At 39.2% G+C, this 20660-nt stretch carries 21 protein-coding genes; 2 read left to right on the top strand and 19 right to left on the bottom strand.

The window, feature by feature from the left end:
• Positions 1–38 precede the first annotated feature (38 nt).
• From yajC to fusA, 9 genes are all read right to left on the bottom strand, one after another.
• Complete coding sequence (gene yajC, locus P9M13_04665; protein ID MDP8262578.1) at positions 39–377, bottom strand: preprotein translocase subunit YajC; 339 nt, start codon at positions 375–377, stop codon at positions 39–41.
• A gap of 3 nt (positions 378–380) precedes the next feature.
• The gene (tgt, locus tag P9M13_04660; GenBank protein MDP8262577.1) at positions 381–1529 is read right to left on the bottom strand and encodes a tRNA guanosine(34) transglycosylase Tgt; all 1149 of its coding nucleotides are present in this window, start codon (positions 1527–1529) and stop codon (positions 381–383) included.
• A 105-nt stretch (positions 1530–1634) separates the two neighbouring features.
• Positions 1635–2696, bottom strand: coding sequence for a tRNA preQ1(34) S-adenosylmethionine ribosyltransferase-isomerase QueA (queA, locus tag P9M13_04655; protein MDP8262576.1), 1062 nt, complete (start codon positions 2694–2696; stop codon positions 1635–1637).
• A 46-nt stretch (positions 2697–2742) separates the two neighbouring features.
• Complete coding sequence (locus P9M13_04650) at positions 2743–3897, bottom strand: SpoIID/LytB domain-containing protein (GenBank protein MDP8262575.1); 1155 nt, start codon at positions 3895–3897, stop codon at positions 2743–2745.
• Positions 3898–4121: 224 nt separating this feature from the next.
• Complete coding sequence (gene ruvB / locus P9M13_04645; GenBank protein MDP8262574.1) at positions 4122–5156, bottom strand: Holliday junction branch migration DNA helicase RuvB; 1035 nt, start codon at positions 5154–5156, stop codon at positions 4122–4124.
• Between the two features lie 9 nt (positions 5157–5165).
• Positions 5166–5768, bottom strand: a complete 603-nt coding sequence (gene ruvA, locus P9M13_04640) for a Holliday junction branch migration protein RuvA (protein MDP8262573.1) — start codon at positions 5766–5768, stop codon at positions 5166–5168.
• A 6-nt stretch (positions 5769–5774) separates the two neighbouring features.
• Positions 5775–6260 (bottom strand): crossover junction endodeoxyribonuclease RuvC, encoded by a 486-nt coding sequence (gene ruvC / locus P9M13_04635; protein MDP8262572.1) that lies wholly within the window; start codon positions 6258–6260, stop codon positions 5775–5777.
• A 91-nt stretch (positions 6261–6351) separates the two neighbouring features.
• Positions 6352–7101: a YebC/PmpR family DNA-binding transcriptional regulator gene (locus tag P9M13_04630; protein MDP8262571.1), complete on the bottom strand. Its 750-nt coding sequence runs from the start codon at positions 7099–7101 to the stop codon at positions 6352–6354.
• A 66-nt stretch (positions 7102–7167) separates the two neighbouring features.
• Positions 7168–9234, bottom strand: a complete 2067-nt coding sequence (gene fusA / locus P9M13_04625; protein MDP8262570.1) for an elongation factor G — start codon at positions 9232–9234, stop codon at positions 7168–7170.
• A 244-nt stretch (positions 9235–9478) separates the two neighbouring features.
• Between fusA and P9M13_04620 the strand changes: the two genes are divergently transcribed.
• On the top strand, positions 9479–10171 hold the full coding sequence (locus tag P9M13_04620) for a hypothetical protein (protein MDP8262569.1): 693 nt from the start codon (positions 9479–9481) through the stop codon (positions 10169–10171).
• A 97-nt stretch (positions 10172–10268) separates the two neighbouring features.
• Here the strand turns inward: P9M13_04620 and P9M13_04615 are convergent, their stop codons facing one another.
• The 9 genes from P9M13_04615 to der form a co-directional block, all read right to left on the bottom strand.
• On the bottom strand, positions 10269–10667 hold the full coding sequence (locus P9M13_04615) for a hypothetical protein (protein MDP8262568.1): 399 nt from the start codon (positions 10665–10667) through the stop codon (positions 10269–10271).
• Between the two features lies 1 nt (position 10668).
• Entirely contained in the window at positions 10669–12834 is a 2166-nt protein-coding gene (locus P9M13_04610) for a UvrD-helicase domain-containing protein (protein ID MDP8262567.1), read from the bottom strand.
• 22 nt (positions 12835–12856) lie between these two features.
• Entirely contained in the window at positions 12857–13237 is a 381-nt protein-coding gene (locus P9M13_04605) for a hypothetical protein (protein ID MDP8262566.1), read from the bottom strand.
• Between the two features lie 151 nt (positions 13238–13388).
• Complete coding sequence (locus P9M13_04600) at positions 13389–14813, bottom strand: glucose-6-phosphate isomerase (GenBank protein ID MDP8262565.1); 1425 nt, start codon at positions 14811–14813, stop codon at positions 13389–13391.
• Between the two features lie 109 nt (positions 14814–14922).
• On the bottom strand, positions 14923–15300 hold the full coding sequence (locus tag P9M13_04595; protein MDP8262564.1) for a RidA family protein: 378 nt from the start codon (positions 15298–15300) through the stop codon (positions 14923–14925).
• Positions 15301–15309: 9 nt separating this feature from the next.
• On the bottom strand, positions 15310–15636 hold the full coding sequence (locus tag P9M13_04590; GenBank protein ID MDP8262563.1) for a P-II family nitrogen regulator: 327 nt from the start codon (positions 15634–15636) through the stop codon (positions 15310–15312).
• A gap of 1 nt (position 15637) precedes the next feature.
• The gene (locus P9M13_04585) at positions 15638–16330 is read right to left on the bottom strand and encodes a DUF1538 domain-containing protein (protein ID MDP8262562.1); all 693 of its coding nucleotides are present in this window, start codon (positions 16328–16330) and stop codon (positions 15638–15640) included.
• Entirely contained in the window at positions 16321–17031 is a 711-nt protein-coding gene (locus P9M13_04580; protein MDP8262561.1) for a DUF1538 domain-containing protein, read from the bottom strand. Before P9M13_04580 ends, P9M13_04585 begins: the two co-directional genes overlap by 10 nt.
• Positions 17032–17118: 87 nt before the next feature.
• Positions 17119–18423: a ribosome biogenesis GTPase Der gene (gene der, locus P9M13_04575; GenBank protein MDP8262560.1), complete on the bottom strand. Its 1305-nt coding sequence runs from the start codon at positions 18421–18423 to the stop codon at positions 17119–17121.
• A 248-nt stretch (positions 18424–18671) separates the two neighbouring features.
• On the opposite strand from der, the gene mazG reads away from it, so the two are divergent.
• Entirely contained in the window at positions 18672–19475 is an 804-nt protein-coding gene (gene mazG, locus P9M13_04570) for a nucleoside triphosphate pyrophosphohydrolase (GenBank protein ID MDP8262559.1), read from the top strand.
• A gap of 60 nt (positions 19476–19535) precedes the next feature.
• Here mazG and ftsZ read toward each other — a convergent pair whose 3' ends face one another.
• Entirely contained in the window at positions 19536–20654 is a 1119-nt protein-coding gene (gene ftsZ / locus P9M13_04565; protein MDP8262558.1) for a cell division protein FtsZ, read from the bottom strand.
• Positions 20655–20660: the final 6 nt, after the last annotated feature.

The raw sequence follows: 20660 nt of genomic DNA, 5'->3' as shown, positions 1-20660 counted from the left end.
TCCGTTTGTTGTCAGATACCTTCGGTATTTATATTTTGTTAATTTGTTTCAGCTTCACTGCCTTTTGCTACAGAGATAACCGCACTTTTGCTAAACTCGAGCTTTACATTATCAGCAACTTTAATGGTAACGGTCGCGTCTTTAAGACCAACAATAATGCCATGTATACCGCCATTAGTGATAACCTTATCCCCTTTTTTCATAGCTTCGACCATTGCGCGCATCGCTTTTTGTTTCTTCTGCTGAGGACGAATCATGAGAAAATACAATATGACGAACATAAGAACGAGAGGCAACATTGAAAGAATAGGATTTGAGGCTTTACCGCCTTCTCCAGGTGCCGCTCCCATAAGAAAAGTAATAAATGAATACATCATGTGTTACTCCTTTTTTTGTTTGACACTATGTGCCTTTTTTTGACGTTGATTAAATTTTTGTAAAAAAGATTTTTTAAACGCGCTGAACGAATCGTTTTCGATCGCCTCTCTCATATTACGCATAAGATTCTGATAAAAATAAAGATTGTGATAGGACAATAACCGCAGTCCCAGTATTTCACCGGACATAAACAAGTGTCTGAGATATGCTCGTGAATAGTTTTTACACACAACACAATCACATTCAGGGTCAAGCCCAGAAAAATCCTCTTTAAACTCACTGTTTTTAATTATGATTTTACCCTGCGAGATAAATGCAGTGCCGTTACGCCCGTTACGTGTAGGCATGACACAATCAAACATATCAACACCCATTTCAACACAGGTAAGCAGGTTTTCTGGCGTACCACACCCCATAAGATATCGCGGAGAATCAACCGGTAAATACTCAAGCTGATCGTTTAACGTCTCATACAGGAGAGCATCAGGCTCTCCAACACTCAGTCCCCCAACAGCATATCCATCAAAACCAATATCAACAAGTGCTTCAGCAGATCTTTTCCTTAAATCCTTATATACCGAACCTTGCGTAATTCCAAAGAGCAATTGATCTTTATTTGTATGATATTTTTTACAAATTTTTTCCCATTCTAAGGTCAAGTCAAGAGAATTGCAAGCATAATCGTATTCACAGGGATACGACACGCATTCATCAAAACACATCATAATATCCGATCCAAGAATGGTTTGTACTTCCATTGCTTCTTTGGGCCCGAGAAACTGGGGTGATCCATCAATATGTGACTGAAACTTGACCCCTTCGGGCGTCACCTTACGGATATGAGCCAGGCTAAATACCTGAAAGCCACCGCTATCGGTAAGAATCGGCTTATCCCATCCAATGAACGAATGAAGGCCACCGGCTTTTTTAATAATATCCATCCCCGGTCGAAGCATCAGGTGATAGGTATTTCCCAGGATGATCTGGGCACCAATTTCTTTCATTTCAAAAGGACTCATACCTTTTACTACACCTTGAGTACCTACGGGCATAAAACTAGGTGTGGAAATTTCACCATGAGCGGTAAACACCTTCCCTAACCGAGCATTGGTCTCTTTATCTTTTTTAATTAATTCAAATGTCTTAGCCATATTTTTCTTCTACAATTATATCGACTCAACATGTTTAACACCGCGTAGGTGGCCGCGATTTATCGGGGACTCCTACGCGGTGAGTTTTTTACTATACGCTATGCGCTATACGATATACATCGCATCCCCATAACTATAAAACCGATACTTATTCTCAATTGCCTCATTATATGCTTTAAACAAAAATTCTTTTCCCGCAAACGCTGATATCATCATAAGAAGCGTTGATCTCGGTAAATGAAAGTTTGTTATAATAGCATCAACTACCTTAAATGTATATGGAGGATATATAAAGAGGTTCGTTTCACCGCTACCAGCACGTACGATCCCATCTTGATCTGTAACAGTCTCAAGAGTCCGTACCGATGTAGTACCTACCGCAATGAGTCTTCGACTCTTTTTCTTTGTCTCGTTAATAATTTGAGCAGTATCTTCCGTAACTTCATAATACTCATGGTGCATTATATGATCACGCACATCGTCAACTTCAACAGGTTTAAACGTACCATACCCAACATGAAGTGTAACGGTTACAATATTCACACCTTTAACACGTAACTGTTCAAGAAGCTCATCACTAAAATGAAGTCCTGCAGTAGGCGCCGCTACAGCACCAGGGGTTTTAGCATACACCGTCTGATACCGTTCTTTATCAAACTCAGAATGTGTATCCCCCACTTCTCTCTTTATATAAGGTGGGAGAGGCATAATCCCAATATCGTGTATGTGTTCCAAAACGTTGTTATCGAACTCAACAATTCTCTTCCCATCTGACAGCACTTCTCGAACTGTGGCTTTTAGTCTGTAGTCTGGGGTCTGGGGTCTGGAGTCTGAAAAAAATATTTCTCCGCCAACTGGTATTCTTTTAGCGGGTTTCATCATCACTTCCCAGATATTTCCATCTCGCTTTTTTAAGAGAAGAACTTCGATCTGTGCCCCGGTACTCTTTTTACCATAAAGTCTAGCAGGGATAACCTTTGTGTTATTGATAACCAGACAATCACCTGGATTAAAATACTGGACAACATCTCGAAACGTTTTATGTGTAATGTTTTCTTGAGATCGATCCAAAACCATTAATCGAGACATATGTCTTTCGGGGACAGGCGCTTGTGCGATCAATTTCTGTGGCAGTTCATAATCGTAATTAGATACATTGTGTAGCATGAAAAAAATCTCCTCTTTAAGAGCGCAAAGACAAAATGAGAACGATTTACTCTACCTTTTTAACTCTCATGTGGGGATAATAAAACGATAGGATCTCTTGTGCGGTTTTTCCCCGAGATGCCATTTCACGTGCTCCTGACTGACACAGCCCTACTCCATGCCCCCAGCCTTTCCCGTTGAATATTAGCCTGTCACCATTAAATGACATGACAAAGTAGGTGCTTTTGAGCTTGTTCGGGCCTATTTTTTTACGTAGCCAGTTTGCTTTTACCTCTGATGTCCCTTTTGAGTGGCGTATGGTTATTACTTCTGCACGTTCAGTTCCAATAACACGTTTGCTGACGTTTATACCATATACCTTCCCAATAGACTTATTATTTCGCATGAGTAGTCTTCGAAATTCTCCTAATGTCATATTTAATTTCCATCTAAAGTCTGGCGTATACCTGCAATAGGGACACGTTACCCGTACAGTATTTGACTCCTTTGTTTTCCAGACATATCTATCATGCTCTGTTACCCCACCGCATGAGGAAGAAAAATAGATTGGAACAACTCGACCTTCCACGGTAAGAATTTTTCCTTGAGTCCCTTTTACCGCTTCTTCAAACGGTGTCCCTACCGTATTGCGCGCTACATACATCTGAGGAAATTTTTTAGTAACATAATATTCTTTATCAGATTTTTTGAGCATAGTGTGAAGAGCACATGTCCTTGAAATTACTGCCTGCGTTTTTAATGCCTCAATCGGAGTTTTCGCGAATGTTTCACCGGCGAGTACTCCCTCAAGATATTTTTCAAGCAATACGTTATTTATTACTTTAAATCCCCCCTTACCTCTCACTTTACATGTTAAAGAACCGTAATACGGTTTCTTATTTATCATGATATATCCATCTTTAATGGTCTCAATCGTCAGCATACCCTGACTTACCATACGGTCATTAAAATAGAACCGATCCCGCCGCGAAACTATCTTCCCTTTTTGAAGATTAAACCCAGCCGTAATAATCTTTTTTTTGTTATCCAAGATAACGTACTTTCCGTGTATACGGATATCCAACCTCTTTAAATGATCAAACACGAGTACCTTCATGGTAAAGGGACGTGAAAGAGACACGATCTTCTCTGCGTTAACAGGTTCTAAAAAAACCAGAGATATTGTAATAAATAAAGAAAGGAAACGAAGTTTCATCATCATTTTTTACCGGTGATCCAAAAGATTAAAGTAAGTATGCTACTAATGATAATACATGTTGTGACGGGAAAATAGAAACTGAAGTTCTTATTTTGAACTGCTATATCGCCGGGAAGTTTACCAAAGAAAGAAAAGAATTTAGGAAAGAAAAAAAATAGCAATCCGATAAGGACAACAACTGAACCTATTGTAATGAGTAATTTACCGATTATTTTAAGTTCCATACATTAAAAGAGCTCGTCTTGTGCCTGTATTTTCTTTCCTTTACCGAAATATTTCTGTGCACGTGGAGTGATAACTCTGCCGCTTGGTGTTCGTTTGATATATCCTTGCTGAATAAGATATGGTTCGTATACTTCCTCAATAGTCCCAGTCTCTTCACCAACAGCAGTAGCAATAGTGCTCACACCAACCGGACCGCCACTAAACTTCTCTATTATAGTGGTTAGGATCTTTTTATCCATCTCATCAAGGCCGAACTCATCAATATCGAACATATTGAGAGCCTGATCAGCAACGTCCTTGTTTATCCAGTTATCCGCCTTTATCTGCGCATAGTCACGTACACGGCGAAGAAGACAGTTTGCAATTCTCGGTGTACCTCGTGAACGTTTTGCTATTTCAAGTGATCCCTCGGCATCAACTTCAACATTAAGTATTTTTGCTGATCGTTTCACGATTTCATTAATCGCTTTTTCATTATAATAATCAAGGCGGTTAACAATACCGAATCGTGATCGTAAAGGAGATGTAAGAAGGCCGCTTCGGGTGGTAGCACCTATTAACGTAAATCGAGGCAAATTAAGCCGTACAGACCGGGCTGCCGGCCCTTTATCGATCATAATATCAAGTACAAAATCTTCCATTGCCGGATACAGATACTCTTCTACCACATGATTAAGACGATGAATTTCATCTATAAAGAGAACGTCACCGTTTTCAAGACCGGTCAAGAGCCCTGCCAGATCACCTGCTTTTTCAATAGCTGGCCCGGAAGTCGTCTTTATGTTTGCCCCGACCTTTTTTGCAACAATATTTGCAAGTGTCGTTTTCCCCAGACCCGGTGGGCCTGAGAAAAGCGTGTGTTCTAACGCTTCATTTCGCTGCGCAGCGGCTTCAATAGATATCGTAAGCCGTTCTTTGATCTTTTCTTGTCCGATAAAATCATCTAACAAATCAGGTCTTAAAGGAACTTCGTATTGCAGGTCACGTTCTGCAAGTGATGATATCGGATGTTGATCATGAACCATTTCGTTTGTCATAGGACTCCATTAAGACACATACTGCAATGCTTTTCGCACGAGGTCTTCAGTTTTTAATTTGCTCGTGCCTTTTTCACTAAGAACTTTCTGCAAAGCTTCTTCAGCGGCATTTGATTTATATCCAAGCGCAACAAGCGCGTCTGTTACATCTTCATAGATTTTATTACCGATAGTTTTTATCTGACCAACACTAATTTTCCTTTTTGATAAAGTGACGATCTTGTCTTTAAGCTCAACCACTAAGCGTTCAGCTGTTTTCTTTCCCAATCCAGGCACTGATGAGAGTCGCTTTACATTACTCTGGGCTATTGCTTCACATAAATCATCAATAGCTATCCCGCTCAGTATCCCCATTGCCAGCTTTGCGCCAATACCGTTTACCCCTAAAAGCGTTTTAAATACTTCTCGTTCTTCAATCGTTAAAAAGCCATAGAGATCAAGAGCATCTTCTCTCACATGTTGATACGTGAAGACTTTCGTTTCTTTCTGCTGATCAGGAAGGTTCTCGTAACTTGAAAGAGGTATGAATATCTCATATCCTATCCCCTGTACATCTACAACAATACGTGTCGGAGAGGATTCGATTAATATACCTTTCACATATGATATCATGTGTATTTATACCCTTTGTTTGAGCGGTATGGTGTGCGCGTGACATATCGCAATCGCAAGCGCATCACTAACATCTTCAGAATCAAAACCTTGATGAATCCCTAAAATCATCTGGACCATCTTTTGCACCTGTGCTTTCTCCGCTCCACCGTTACCGACAACCGACATTTTTACTTTTCGAGGAGTATATTCAAATGTTTCAAGTCCCGCTTCAGCAGCCGTTAGGAGCGCCACACCGCGTGCTTCACCCAGCTTAACAGCTGACCTGACGTTTTTGCAATAGAAAATGTCCTCAATAGCAAAAACATTGGGTTTAAACGTGGCAATGACCTGAGTGAGTTCTCTAAATATCTTTGAAAAACATTGCGGAAGAGTTAACTTTGGAGAATTTTTTACACAACCGTATGCAACAGATACTACACGTGAGTTCGAGGCGTCTATAACACCATAGCCGGTAATCCTTGTCCCCGGATCTACACCAATAATTCTCATTAAAAACCCTCGTTTTAGACTAAATAGCGTATAGCACTTAGCGGGGAGCGTTTAGATTTTATTTAAAAATATTTAAACTATACGCTAAACGCTATATGCTATCTTCTGGCATATCTTCTTCAGCAATATCAAAGTTTGCGTATACATCCTGCACATCTTCGTGATCTTCAAGCTCCTCAACAAGCGCAAGCGCTTGCTTCGCTTCTTTCCCGGAAATTTTAACAAGATTCTGTGGAATTTGCGTTACTTCTGCTACTTCTATTGCTATATCGGCATCAGTTATAGCTTTTTTTACATCTTCAAGGTTATCTACCGGCACGGTAATTTCATAATTCTCGTCTTCAGCAACAAAATCTTCCGCTCCAGCTTCAGTTACTACAGTAAAGAGCTTATCTTCATCGACTGAAGATTTTGAAACTTCAACGTATCCTTTTCTATTAAACATCCAGTTAACAGAACCCGCTCCGGCCATATTTCCGTTCTTTTTCGAAAAAAGCATTCTAAGTTCTGACGCTGAACGGTTTTTATTATCCGTTAAGACATCAACTAATATCGCAACACCACCGGGTCCAAACCCTTCGTAGGTTTGCTCCTCATAAGTAACACCGGGAAGTTCACCCGTACCTTTCTTAATAGCACGGACAATATTATCCTGAGGCATATTTACTTCTTTTGCTTTTATTATTAACATGCGAAGCTTTGGGTTCTTATCAGGGTCCCCTCCACCATTTTTCGCCGCTACTGTAATTTCTTTTATCACTTTACTAAAAGCTTTTCCGCGTTTCGCGTCTACCACAGCTTTTTTGTGTTTTATCGATGACCACTTTGAGTGTCCACTCATGTTTCCTCCTCACAAATCTCGCTATACAAGACCTGTATAAATCAACTGTATTTATGTGTATCGAAGCTACTCTTTTGCATGTGCATGTGCATGTGCATGTGCTTCTTCTTCTTTTTTCGATAACTCGATTACTTTCTGAGCAATTTGTGCGGGCACTTCTTCGTAATGAGAGAAATCCATCTCATAAGTACCCTGTCCACCGGTCAGTGACCGCAACTCAGTAGCAAACTTATGTATTTCAGCTATAGGAACTTGGGCAGTTATCTTTTTAATATCACCGATATCGTCCATTCCCATAATCCTACCGCGTTTTGAGTTTAGTAGTCCTGAAATATCACCCATAAACTTACCAGGGACATATACATCAACTGTCATGATAGGCTCAAGAAGAATAAGGTTTGCTTTTTCACATGCTTCTTTAAAGGCCTTTGATCCGGCAATTTTAAACGCCATTTCTGATGAGTCAACAGTATGAAAGCTGCCATCATACAGCGTTACTTTAACATCAACCATTTTATTTCCTGAAAGAACTCCTTCTCCCATCGCGCCAATAATTCCCTTTTCAACCGCAGGGATATAATTTTTTGGTATGGAACCACCAACGATCGCATCAACAAACTCAAAAGCTTTACCTTTTTCAAGCGGTTCTATTTTTATGTATACTTCTCCGTACTGGCCTTTACCACCGGACTGTTTCTTATATTTACAATGCCCTTCAGCATTTTTTTTGATCGTTTCTTTATAGGCTACTTTCGGAACACTGGTCTCAATTTCCACACCATAGCGTTTACGAAGACGATCAAACGCGATTTCAATATGCAAATCACCCATACCAGATATAACAAGCTCTTTTGTCTCAGGATGCCGGGCAAGAATAAGGGTCGGATCTTCTTCAGTAATCTTGTGAAGCCCTGTACCGATCTTTTCTTCGTCACCTTTTGCCTTTGGTCGTACTGCCAAAGAAACGAGCGGCTTTCCAAACTCAATATTTGGTAACTCGACTTTATTTGATGAATCAGTAAGAGTATTATTGTACGAGGTGCTTTTCATCTTTGCCACAACAATAATATCACCCGCAGAAGCGCTATCAACTTGTTTTGTATCTTTACCGTTTAAGGTGAGAATATTACCGATCTTTTCTTTTGATCCTTTGGTAACATTAGCTACCTCGGTATTAGGCACAACAGTACCTGAATAAATTCTGAGATAGGTAAGGTTTCCCGCGTGAGGATCAACAACATGCTTAAAGACAAATGCACTAAACGGAGCCTTTTTATCTGGTTTAATAGTTTTGTCTTCTTCAGTTGTCACTATCTCGCCTCTATCTTCAGGTGAAGGCATATCTTCACTGATACCGTCCATAAGTTCTTTTACCCCGATGTTCTTCTCTGCTGAACCACAGAAGATTGGAACGATCGTATTATGACACAAACCTTTACGCAACCCCTGAACCAGTTCTTCAGGTGTTAAAGACCCTTCATTAAGATATTTTTCAGTAAGAGAGTCATCAGATTCTGCTGCTGCTTCTTCAATCATCACCTTATATTCATTTACTTTTCCCGCAATATCACCAGAGAGTTTATCGATATTCGTTCCGGTAAACAGGTTCGCAACATCTGAAAGTGACGCATTGAGCCCAACAGGCAAAGTAATCGGTACACAATTGACCCCAAAGATCGATCGTATTGAGTCAACAGTTGATATGTAATTGGCGTGCTCTTTATCAAGTTTGTTAATAAAGATCATCCGGGGTAAGTTTCTTTTATTTGCTTGTTTCCATACTTTTTGGGTACCCACTTCAACCCCATTGGCACCGCACACAACAATAACTGCACCATCAACAGCATGAAGGGAACTAATAACATCACCAAAGAAATCTGTATATCCTGGGGTCACAATACCAAAATTAACTTTCCCCTTCCATTCATAATTTATGAGTTTTGCGCTGATACTGATCTGGCGCCGCTTCTCATCGTCATCAAAATCACATATTGTAGTACCTTGCTCAACACTCCCTATACGTGAGGTAACCCCTGCATTGAAGAGAAGTGCATCAGCAAGAGTCGTCTTACCTGCATGCCCATGTGATATAATCGCAAAATTTCGTGTATCCTTCACTTCAAAATTCTTCATAAACACCCCTTCGATTTATAAAGTTTATAGTGGCAACGTAACCTTTTGAGATTACCAAATACTTGCACCGGATACAAGTGATTTTTTAATAACTAAAGTATAGGGTAGCGAAGTAATAATATTTCGCTACCCTACATAAAAAATTCTTGACATTACTATAGCCTTCTGGTAAATTTACCGGAAATAAATACGGTTATAGTTTAAATAGATTTTTAACAACTGCAAAGCTTAAGGAGGAAATAAGATGAAAAAGTGTGCATTACTGGTTATGGTAATGGTTTGTGCAGTGCTGTTTGGTCTTAGTGTACCAGCATACGCAGTCATCGATAGTAATGAAATGGGCGTGCTTCAAAAATTATGTGGACAGCTTGAAGCAAGCGCACAACAAGAAGTTAGTAAAGTAGAATCATTATCACATGCTGGCAGATACAACGAAGACATTCTAAAAACCCAGCTCATTTCTTTCCGTGATGCTTCTCAGAAACTCAATGCAGAAGTAACAGAGGGAACACCTACAGCAAAAAATCTTTCGCCAGTAATGAACGAATTAAAAACACTTGTTTTAAATATTGATGATGTGTTTGTATATGACGCTGGTTATGATCACGTGAGAAGAGACTGGAATGAATGTAAAAGAATCTTAAGAAGAATCAACGGTCTTGTATATCGTGAAGGCGTCCTTCGTCGTTTACAAAACATTATTGATTCAAATGAATTCTTCAAAGATGTTGGTTATTTCTTTAAGGTACACGGTGCATTAGGTAAACTCGAAGACACGCTTCATGGCGACAAAATGTTTAAGCCAATCAATGACATCGTTGGCCGTCATGGTGGTGGCAGAGATACTACCAGGGTATTGATTGTTCCAGAACCTAAATTAAACGCTCAGTCTACACAAAACAGAAGTTCATTTAACGAAGACTTAAATGGGTTCTAGATTTAACATAATATAAAATAAAAAACCCACCCCGATGTATCGGGGTGGGTTTTTTTTGTCTTCACAAGATTACGAAAAGGCTCTAGTCTCTTCACTATTACTTCTTCATTAAATGCATCGGGTAACGTATCATCGGATTACCATTCAATCGTATTTCAAACCAGTATTTTCCCTGCGCCTGAAACATAACATTGTTAAACTTTGCAACGACGGTATGCCTGCTGTCAGTATTAGTAAGAGTAAAACTCGTCGGTTCATCTTCCGCAATAATTGAATCATTATCGGGGGCTACAAGGCGTGTCTGCTGAGTAAATGTGCCGTAACCATTACACCACCTATTTGCAATAAACATGACTTCATGGCTGCACGGAAATGTCGTTGCGCTGATTGTTTCGAATAATCCCTGAAAAGAAAATTTACCGCGTTCATCCTTTAGAACATTGTCACAGAGGATAGTAAACTGTAGATCCGGAAGAATAGCAGCCTGGCCCGTCATATTACTCCCTGCATAGATTTGCAAATTTTGCCATGAGCAGCATCGGGCTGGGTTGTTTAGTAAACTGTATCGTAAGACGCATATCTTCGCCTTGGCCGTATATCTTTGTTATCTTTCCTTTTCCAAACTTCAGGTGCTTCACCTTTTCGCCAACGGCATATGACGTGTTAACACGTATCTTGCCTTTTGAAGGCTGCACATCATGATCTGCTTTTTCAGGATCGAACTGTAGTTTCCTAAATAACGATACTTCTTCTAATAACTGATGTGGCAATTCAGTGAGAAACGGAGATATCTCATTATTTAATCTCGCACCATACAGCAACCTATTCTGTGCTGAAGAGATATAGAGTAATTTTTTTGCTCTCGTTAACGCAACATAACACAGGCGTCTTTCTTCCTCAAGCTCTCCATCACCATTGTATTGGCTCCCCACGTACGGGAATATACCTTTCTCCATCCCAACCAAGAACACAACTCCAAACTGTAACCCTTTAGCGGCATGTATAGTCATCAATGTAACTTTATCATCATCTTCTTGAAAAAAATCTATATCAGAAAACAGTGATATTTCTTCTAAGAATCTCTCTGTTGTCTTAATGTCATTTCGTTCTTCAAACTCAAGTGCTGCAGATTTAAGTTCGTTTACGTTTTCAATGCGTGCACGTGCATCGGCTGTTTTTTGTTCTTTAAGCGCTTTGACATACCCCGATGCATCAATGATCTTTTTAAGCATCACTCCGGCGTTAATATCTTCTTTTTCGAGCCTCAGATTCTCAATCATTTTCACAAATGCTTCAAAGGCGGTTTTCGCTTTTGTCGGGATTTTTGGTATTTCTGCTACAATATGCGCGGCTGCATATAATGACATCTTGTGATTTTTTGCGTATTCAGCGAGTATCTTTACCGAACCTTGCCCAATACCGCGAACAGGTGTATTTATTACCCTTAAAAAACTCACATCATCAGAAGAAGAAACGACCAGCTTTAAATATGCAAGAATATCTTTTATTTCTTTTCTGCCATAAAAACCTACCCCGCCTACTATTTCATAGGGTATGCGTGCCCGTCTAAAGCCTTCTTCAATTATGCGTGAAAGTGCATGCACCCTGTAGAAAACAACCATTTCACCAAGACTAAATCGCCGTTTCTTATATAGCTCTTTTATTGATTGGACAATAAGCTCAACTTCTTCATGCTCTGACACTGCATGGTTTCGCATAATCTTGTCCCCTACCTCATTTTTTGTCCAGAGTGTCTTTCCTATACGTTCAGAATTGTGCCCAATTAAACCGTTTGCACACCGAAGAATCGTTTGTGTCGACCTATAATTTTGCTCTAACTTATAGAGCTTAGTCTTGGTAAAACTATTTTTAAAATCAAGAATATTACCAACTTCCGCACCACGGAAACCATATATTGATTGATCTTCGTCACCGACTGCAAACACATTACCGTTATGCTTAGAAAGCAACTTGACCAGCTTATGTTGCGCGCAATTTGTGTCCTGATATTCATCAATTAATACGTGTTTATACATATTCTGATACTTCTGCAAAGTCCGGGGATTATCCATGAGTAATTTTACGGTATAGGCAATAAGATCATCAAAATCAAGCGCATTACACTGACGCAGCTTGTTCTGGTATAATGTATACACTTTTGCAATTATTGCGTCACGAACCTGCGATCGTTTACTGCGGTATTCATCTGGCCAGATCAGTCTGCTTTTAGCTCGAGATATGTGCTCTTGAACAGCTTGCGGTTTATACTGAGCTTCTTCAATCCCAAGCTCCTTCAAACAAATCTTGATAAGAGCCCTCTGGTCAGCAGAATCATAAATAACAAAATTTGCACCAAAACCTACTAATTCTGCTTCTTGCCGAAGTATCTTTAAGCATATGGAGTGAAAGGTACCAATCCACTTAAAATTATCGTGTTTAACAAGCTTCCGTACACGTGATTTGATTTCATTAGCTGCTTTATTCGTAAATGTTACCGCCAACACATTGTCTATGTTTGTACCATTTTGAATAAGATAACAGATTCTATAAGTAAGTACGGTTGTCTTTCCTGTCCCGGCACCCGCAATTACCAGTGCTGGTCCCCTATTGTGTTTTACCGCTTGTTGCTGCGACAAATTGAGTTCTTTTAATATGTTTTTCATGGGATATACACCTGAAGTTGTATTATTTTAATACCATAAACTCATTTTCTTTGAGAGGTTCTACACGAAATCGAAAATGAAGCTCTTCATCACCAATCTTTAATGTTAATAAAGTGCTGAGTCTCGTCAAAAGAAGTCGATACGGAACTTTGATAGTGTTATTTTCAATATCAATTGCGACATTAGTGCTGCCAAGTATATCTTCAGCATCTTTTACCGCACGAATTAGGTTATCAAACTTTTGAATATTCTCTATGAGCTTATCATCAAACGAATACTCATTTTTACATGCATCACATAAGAGTTTCTTATCTTTACTCATTTCATTAACGGTAAAAGAAATCATGGTTTTACACCCTTCTTTTACACACTGAAACTCCATCACCCCAGTTGAATCACCCATATTGCCCTCCATAAACTGATTATTCACTAAGCAAATCCTATCTCTGTAATCTTATACAATAACCAACTCACCCACTAAAAAGCAATACAAATTTTCAGCAACATAGGGGGATTGCTTGATTATTATCTATAACCTTTTGTGTTGCGAGCACTTAGAAATGTATGATATGTTGGATATCATTATGCTGAGCCGCATCAAACTCTTTTTTCTTTGCCTCATACCCTTTACGCCCCATAACACCGTATGCGAATGTCTTGCCTTCTTCAACACCCGGTTGATCATAGGTATTAATATTAAATAACTCCCCGGCATATGCTGTTTGAAGTTCGTAATAATATATTAATGCGCCTAAATAATATGGTCGCACCTCAGGTATAGTAATCTTACAATTTGGACGTAAACTCTTTGTCAGTGACAGCTCAGTAGATTTTTCCTCGACGTGCAAAAGCTCTCCTACTGAATGCCCGCACAAATAGCTTATATCCATTTTTTCGATACATTTTGGTATTTTCAGTTCATCGTTATGTTTTTGGACACTGATAAAGGTAACTACTTTATCATTAGGCCCTTCTCTATATAGCTGGACCTGCGAATGTTGATCGGTTGCACCTAATGCTTTTATCGGTGTAGGACCAACAAAAACTTCGTCTCCATTCTTATTAACCTTTTTACCGAGACTCTCAGCCCATAATTGGGCATACCAGTCAGCAAATTCTTTCAACGCGTTTGAATATGGCATAAGAACTGACATTGGCTTTCCTTTACGATACATCAAATATTGTAGTGCAGCTGACATAAGCGCTGGATTTTCCCAAATATCAGAATTATTACAAAATTCATCCATATCGCGGGCACCCGCTAAAAGTTCCTCGATATCTATTCCCGATGTTGCAAGCGATAACAGCCCTACATTAGAAAGCACTGAAAAACGGCCTCCAACATCATCAGGTATCTCAAGAATATCAAATCCTTCTTTTTGGGCAATTTTGAGGAGATTTCCTTTTGTAAGACTCGTTGTTGCAGTAAAATGCGAACTTATATCTTTTCCCTTAAATGTCTTTTTCATATGATCCATAAATACAAAGAATGTTGACATTGTCTCAGCGGTATCACCGGACTTGGTTATCACGTTAAAAAAAGTTTTTTCAAGGTCAAGAACATCAAAGAGACTTTTTAGGAAATCAGGATCAATGTTATCGGTAACAAATATGCGTGGCCGGTCATTTCTGTCTTTCTTGCTCAAATGATTGTACCACGGATGATTCAATGCTTTATGAAGAGCAATATTACCTAATGCCGATCCCCCGATACCTACCACAACAAAATCGTTGCTGCGCTTAGCAATCTCTTTACCCATCTCAACGATTTTTTTTGCATTATCGGTCTCATACGGCAGCTTTGCAAAACCTAATTCCTTTGAATCTTTCTTTCCATCAATTTCCGCAAATGCATCGTTGATCGATGGAATTATTGATTCCAATTCCTCTTGAGAAACACCATGCTCTGCCCCAATTGCCTTATCCATCATGTTGTTAAAATCAAAAAGCATTCTTTCTCTCTTAAATGATTGCGACATGCTGCCCTCCTATAGCGAGTTTTTACCAGTGATCTTTATATATCCATAGTATAAACTTATACTTCTTGCGTATACATTTATTTTATATTTCATTTAAACATATATGTTGTCAGAGCAGTGCTATAGCATCGATTTCTATATCAACATCTTTGGGGAGTCTCGATACTTCTACGGTAACACGGGCGGGATAGTTACTGGTAAAATAGGATCCATACACCTCATTAACCTGCACAAATTGCTCCATATTACGCACATATATCGTTGCTTTAATCACTGCCTCTAGTGAAAGATTATTCTCTTCCAAGAGTCCCTTAATATTATTTAGTACACATTTTGTTTGATCAGTTATATCACCACAAACGATTTTATTAGAATCAGGATCTATTGGTATTTGACCGGAAAGAAAAAGAAAATTTCCGGCTTTCACTGCCTGAGAATATGGACCAACCGGTTGAGGAACTCTGTCCGATGAGAAACATTCTTTCATAAATATGATTTATTCCTCTTCTAAAAATCCGTATGCACGAGCAACTTCCTGTACAAAAACAAAACCATTACCTGGCTGATCAAGTTTTCCCGCTTTAATAATTGCATCAAATACCTGACCGGTTTTTTCTTTTTCGATTACGATAAAAAAAACCTCTTTTTCAGGGGCAATTGCCACACCGAGAAAGCCAAGTTTTTCTCTTACACCTGTGCCACGTGCATAAAATGTTGTTGCAGCCTGTGCCCCCGATTTAATCGCCGCATCAATCACTTTATCGGCATAACCGCGTTGAATAACAACTGTAATCAGTTCCGTATCCTTTTTTTCGTATAACATATTATGACCTCCTAGTCACTACACCTAAAAGCAATACTGACATTATTGGATAAACACTTGCAAGACTTAAGATTCCGAATCCGTCTGCACCGGCAGAAACACCAAGCCCTAAGGCAAGCACCAATGGCACGGTAATAGGTCCCGTTGTCACACCACCGGCATCCCATGATATAGGTATTGTACGTGCAGAAGAAACGAACGTAAGAAATATTGTAAACAAATATGATGGTATCAATATATACATAAGCGGCCAATGATACACTAACCGCAAAATACCCAAGGTTACACCAACGGCAACACCAACAGCCACCGCTTGAATGAAAAGGTTTTTTTTGAGGGCTCCGGATGTTAATTCCTCAGCTTGAAGAGCTGTCGCAAGTAGCGCAGGTTCTGCCATGGTTGCGCCATATCCTAAGATAAATGTAAAAATACCGATTGTAATTATCGCAGTTATCGGTGGTGGTTTCATGGATCCTCCCACTTGACTCCCAAGCTGCATAAGCCCAAATATCAACCCTTCATTAAAGATAGCAAGTCCAATAACACATACTAAAATACCAACTAATATGTTCTTTAACCCATGTACTTTAGTCCTCATTACCACCATCTGATAAAAAAGCAAAAACATTACCAACGGTACTATCATAAGTACTGCTGAAAAAAATGATTTGGCTATATATATTATTACATCCATGAGCTAACAATCCCTAATGTTAATACTGATATAATCGGCATAAGTGACGCTATAGCCACAATACCAAATCCTGCCATAGCAGGATCACACCCTTTTGTAACGGTTGCAACTCCAATACCAAGTGATAAAATTATAGGCACACTAACAGGCCCTGTTGTTATTGCCCCGCAATCCCATGCAAGAGAAAGATAGTCAGCTGGGGCAAAGTAGCTCAGCACGCCGCATAATACGACCAGTGGTAATACAAACAAAACAAGCGAAAGATTACGCACAATTCTTAATATTCCTAAAACAACTGCAACCCCTACACCAACACCGATAGACGGTACAAGAAACTTATTCTGGAGCGGCGCTAAAGTGCTCCCACCGGCAGCGATTTTTAAGGCATTAATGGCAGGTTCTGAAACGGTAACGCCGTACCCTACGAGAAAACTAAAAATGAGTATTACGAGTAAACTCGTTTTCTGAGGAAGGAGAGAACCAACACTTTGACCTAAAGGCATAAGACCATACTTTAATCCTTCTAAAAAAATCATTAATCCTAAGGTAATGAGAAGAAGCCCAAATAATACTGACATAAAATTGTATATGGGAGCCCTCAATATTAAAAGCTGAAACATAATAAGAAACAAACTGACCGGTAAAACTGCCCGTATTGTTTCTTTGAGTATTTTAGTAAAGTAGCGTAGAAGAATATTCATTATTTTCCCTAAATGCACTCGTAGCATTGCAAGAATATTGCAATAGAAATTGAGACTAATTTAAACTTATTTTTTACCTATTCTTAGTTATCTTCTGTTTTTGAATCTGCAAGATATGGGTACCCCTTCAAACCCAAACTTTTCTCTCATCTGATTAATAAGATATTTTTCATATGAAAGAATAAGCATTTTGCTGTCATTGACAAAAAATGTAAAAAGTGGCGGATTCTTCCGTGTTTGCGCCGCAAAATATATCTTAAATCTTTTCCTTCCCTTATAGGGATGAGGAACCCTTTCTTGCGCTTCGGTAACTTTCTTATTGAGAAATGATGTTGGAATACTCAGGTTACGCTGTTCATCTACAAACAATATTTTATCTATAACCTTATATACATTTTTACCGTTTAAAGCTGACATAAAGATAATAGGACTGTATGAAACAAAATTAAGTTTTTCATAGACCGTTTTCGAATAGGATCTCACACTTACCTGCCCCATTAGATCCCACTTATTCACACAAATAATAAAACCTTTCCCTGAGGAAACGCTCATATCAGCGATTTTCGCATCTTCTAGGGTTGGGCCATTAACAGCATCGATAATCAACACAACGATATCTGATCGTTTAATGCTTTCCATGGAACGTGATACGCTGTAGAATTCAGGAGCATTGGCAACTTTTTTGCTTCTTTTCATTCCGGCAGTATCGATCAATAGAAATTCGTGATCACGCCAATGAAGAACAGTGTCTACCGCATCTCTGGTTGTTCCCGGAGTCCCGTCAACAATAACACGTTTTTCCCTTAATACACTGTTAACAAACGATGATTTTCCAACATTTGGCTTTCCCACTATCGCTACTTTGATCTCTTTGTGATGCTCAATTTCTTCATAATCAGACACATACTCATAGACCGCGTCTAAAAGTTTTCCGATACCTAGTCCGTGTAATGCTGATATTGGTACAATCTCATCCACTCCTAATGAACGAAAGCTATGTGTTTCGGCTACCAGTTTATCATTATCTACTTTGTTAACTGCCAGAATTACCTGTTTACCGTTTTTTCTTAGAAGATTCATTACTTCTTTATCTAAAGGCATAATACCCGCTGTAACATCAACGACTAAAATAACCGTCCCTGCATCTTCAATAGCGGCTTTCGTTTGCGATCTCATTTCTTTTCTTACATGATCAGTATCTTCAAACTCAAGCCCACCGGAATCAACAATGCGAAATACTTTCTTCCCCCATTGCACGGTTCCAAATATTCTGTCGCGGGTTACCCCGTAGGCCCCGTCAACAATAGCCTTGCGTTTTTGTATTAACCTGTTAAATAACGCAGACTTACCTACATTTGGCCTTCCAACTATAGCTACTAGACTTTTATCCATTTTCCTCGTTCATCGTTCACACCCATAAAATTTATAAATAAATTTTTCTGGGTATTGTCCCCGTAGGGGATTGTTAATCGTTTATCGTTCACACCCATAAAATTTATAAATAAATTTTTCTAGGTATTGTCCCCGCAGGGGATAGAAAAAAACTAAATTACTGTACCTGCTCGCACACCTATCGAGAACCAATTATCGCGTGACATATTATTGCACAAAACACAAAGAAAAGCTATAATGCACTTACTATGAAAAAAACTACTTCTTTCCAAGAGCTTCTTAAGGTAATGAAGATCTTACGCGGCCCAAAAGGCTGTCCGTGGGATAAAGAGCAGGATCACGCTTCACTGAAACAATATCTTATTGAAGAAACCTACGAAGTTATTGACACAATCGACGATAACGATATGTCAAAACTAAAAGAAGAGCTGGGAGACCTCCTCCTCCAGGTAGTATTCCACGCACAAATCGCTGAGGATCAAAACGAATTCACGATTGATGATATTATACAAACACTCATTGAGAAACTTACGCGGCGGCATCCGCATGTCTTTGGTGACAAAAACCTATCGTCTGCCGAACAAGTTCTCAAACAATGGCATAAAATAAAAAAAGCTGAGCATGGTACAAAAAGACCATCTGTTATTGATGGAGTCCCTCGCAAGCTTCCAGCACTCCAAAAAGCACATAAATTACAAAAAAAAGCATCCCGTGTGGGATTTGACTGGGATCATATCGATAAAGTGCTTGCAAAAGTTGACGAGGAACTACAAGAGGTAAAAGAAGCTATTAAGACAAATGACAAAAAACATATATATGATGAACTCGGTGATTTGCTTTTTTCTACTGCAAACCTCTCACGGTTTTTAGGCCTCGACCCTGAAGGCGCCCTGCGTGGCACAATAAGAAAATTTACGAGTCGTTTCCAAACAATCGAAAAAGAACTATCTCGAAAAGGAAAAAAACTGGAAGACGCGTCACTGGCCGAAATGGATGCGATTTGGAACAAAGCGAAAAAAATAAAAAGTAAAAACGAAAAAGGTAAAAGGTAGATCTAAGGTATTATACAATATAAAGCAGTTTAAAGCTGCTACCATACTTTACTTTTTTAGTTATTTTTTCCTTCTTAAAAAAGTCGGGATGTCAAAATCCTCACCGTTTACAATAGTTGCATCCATTTTCGCGAATTGCCCTCGTTCACTTGTCTTAAAATTAATGACTGTTTGTTCAGGCTCTTCTTTCCCGTCAACGATCTTTTTATCTTCTTCATAGTATTCAACATCATAGGACAGATCAAGGCCAGCAGCAAGAAGAGTCACCTGTACTTTTTCGCTTAATGATTCGTCTACCGATACGCCAAATATGATGTTCGCTTCTTTGTGGACAAGTTCACTGATTAGCCCCACAGCACTATTGATACCCTTAAGCGCAAGATCTTTTCCACCCATAAAATTAATGAGAATGCCTCGTGCACCAACAATCCCATTTTTTTCAATCAAAGGACTCTTGAGAGCCGCTTCAATAGCATCAACCTCTTTGTTTGCACCTTCAGCTTCACCGTACCCCAATAACGTCCCGCCTTTTTCAGCAAGGATTGTTTTTACATCGGCAAATTCTAAATTAATCATACCGGGTTTTAAGAGCAGTGAAGATATCGACTTTATACCGTTTCCCAGAATATCATCGGTAAGAGAAAATGCACTATCAAGAGAAGTTTCCTGATCAACAAATTCAAGCAAACGATCATTCGGTATAATAATAACGGTATCAATATATTCACCTAATACAGCGAGTCCTTTTTTTGATTTTGAGTATCTTTTTTCGCCTTCAAAATTAAACGGTTTAGTGATAATGCCTATAGTCATAATATTCATATCTTTTGCGATTCTCGCTATAACAGGTACTGCACCGGTACCAGTGCCACCACCAAAACCAGCAACAATAAAAACAAGATCATACCCACCCAAACATTCGGCTATTGCAAGCGCGCTTTCTTCTGCGGCCAGTCTTCCATTCTCAGGATCCGAACCAGCGCCATATCCGCGGGTTAATTTCTCTCCAATCTGAATTCTTTCAGCAACAGGCGAAATTGACAATGCCTGAATATCAGTATTCATTACAGCAAAGTCAACGCCCTCAATTCCCATTGATATCATTCTATTTACCGCGTTCGATCCGCCACCACCGACGCCCAACACTTTTATTCTTAATATTTGAGTCTGTTCTTCCATACTTTC

Origin of the sequence: Candidatus Ancaeobacter aquaticus, assembly GCA_030765405.1 — a bacterium.
In the GTDB taxonomy this organism is placed as follows: Bacteria; Auribacterota; Ancaeobacteria; order Ancaeobacterales; family Ancaeobacteraceae; genus Ancaeobacter; species Ancaeobacter aquaticus.
This window is presented reverse-complemented; position numbering and strand designations above follow the sequence as displayed.

What these genes read in the sequence shown, in the direction of transcription:
- P9M13_04630 (MDP8262571.1), bottom strand. Translation starts at nt 7,101, where the DNA reads ATGAGTGGACACTCAAAGTGGTCATCGATAAAACACAAAAAAGCTGTG.
- queA (MDP8262576.1), bottom strand. Translation starts at nt 2,696, where the DNA reads ATGCTACACAATGTATCTAATTACGATTATGAACTGCCACAGAAATTG.
- P9M13_04590 (MDP8262563.1), bottom strand. Translation starts at nt 15,636, where the DNA reads ATGTTATACGAAAAAAAGGATACGGAACTGATTACAGTTGTTATTCAA.
- der (MDP8262560.1), bottom strand. Translation starts at nt 18,423, where the DNA reads ATGGATAAAAGTCTAGTAGCTATAGTTGGAAGGCCAAATGTAGGTAAG.
- ftsZ (MDP8262558.1), bottom strand. Translation starts at nt 20,654, where the DNA reads ATGGAAGAACAGACTCAAATATTAAGAATAAAAGTGTTGGGCGTCGGT.
- fusA (MDP8262570.1), bottom strand. Translation starts at nt 9,234, where the DNA reads ATGAAGAATTTTGAAGTGAAGGATACACGAAATTTTGCGATTATATCA.
- P9M13_04580 (MDP8262561.1), bottom strand. Translation starts at nt 17,031, where the DNA reads ATGAATATTCTTCTACGCTACTTTACTAAAATACTCAAAGAAACAATA.
- ruvA (MDP8262573.1), bottom strand. Translation starts at nt 5,768, where the DNA reads ATGATATCATATGTGAAAGGTATATTAATCGAATCCTCTCCGACACGT.
- P9M13_04600 (MDP8262565.1), bottom strand. Translation starts at nt 14,813, where the DNA reads ATGTCGCAATCATTTAAGAGAGAAAGAATGCTTTTTGATTTTAACAAC.
- P9M13_04650 (MDP8262575.1), bottom strand. Translation starts at nt 3,897, where the DNA reads ATGATGATGAAACTTCGTTTCCTTTCTTTATTTATTACAATATCTCTG.
- ruvC (MDP8262572.1), bottom strand. Translation starts at nt 6,260, where the DNA reads ATGAGAATTATTGGTGTAGATCCGGGGACAAGGATTACCGGCTATGGT.
- P9M13_04605 (MDP8262566.1), bottom strand. Translation starts at nt 13,237, where the DNA reads ATGGGTGATTCAACTGGGGTGATGGAGTTTCAGTGTGTAAAAGAAGGG.
- tgt (MDP8262577.1), bottom strand. Translation starts at nt 1,529, where the DNA reads ATGGCTAAGACATTTGAATTAATTAAAAAAGATAAAGAGACCAATGCT.
- mazG (MDP8262559.1), top strand. Translation starts at nt 18,672, where the DNA reads ATGAAAAAAACTACTTCTTTCCAAGAGCTTCTTAAGGTAATGAAGATC.
- P9M13_04620 (MDP8262569.1), top strand. Translation starts at nt 9,479, where the DNA reads ATGAAAAAGTGTGCATTACTGGTTATGGTAATGGTTTGTGCAGTGCTG.
- P9M13_04595 (MDP8262564.1), bottom strand. Translation starts at nt 15,300, where the DNA reads ATGAAAGAATGTTTCTCATCGGACAGAGTTCCTCAACCGGTTGGTCCA.
- P9M13_04585 (MDP8262562.1), bottom strand. Translation starts at nt 16,330, where the DNA reads ATGGATGTAATAATATATATAGCCAAATCATTTTTTTCAGCAGTACTT.
- P9M13_04610 (MDP8262567.1), bottom strand. Translation starts at nt 12,834, where the DNA reads ATGAAAAACATATTAAAAGAACTCAATTTGTCGCAGCAACAAGCGGTA.
- yajC (MDP8262578.1), bottom strand. Translation starts at nt 377, where the DNA reads ATGATGTATTCATTTATTACTTTTCTTATGGGAGCGGCACCTGGAGAA.
- ruvB (MDP8262574.1), bottom strand. Translation starts at nt 5,156, where the DNA reads ATGACAAACGAAATGGTTCATGATCAACATCCGATATCATCACTTGCA.
- P9M13_04615 (MDP8262568.1), bottom strand. Translation starts at nt 10,667, where the DNA reads ATGACGGGCCAGGCTGCTATTCTTCCGGATCTACAGTTTACTATCCTC.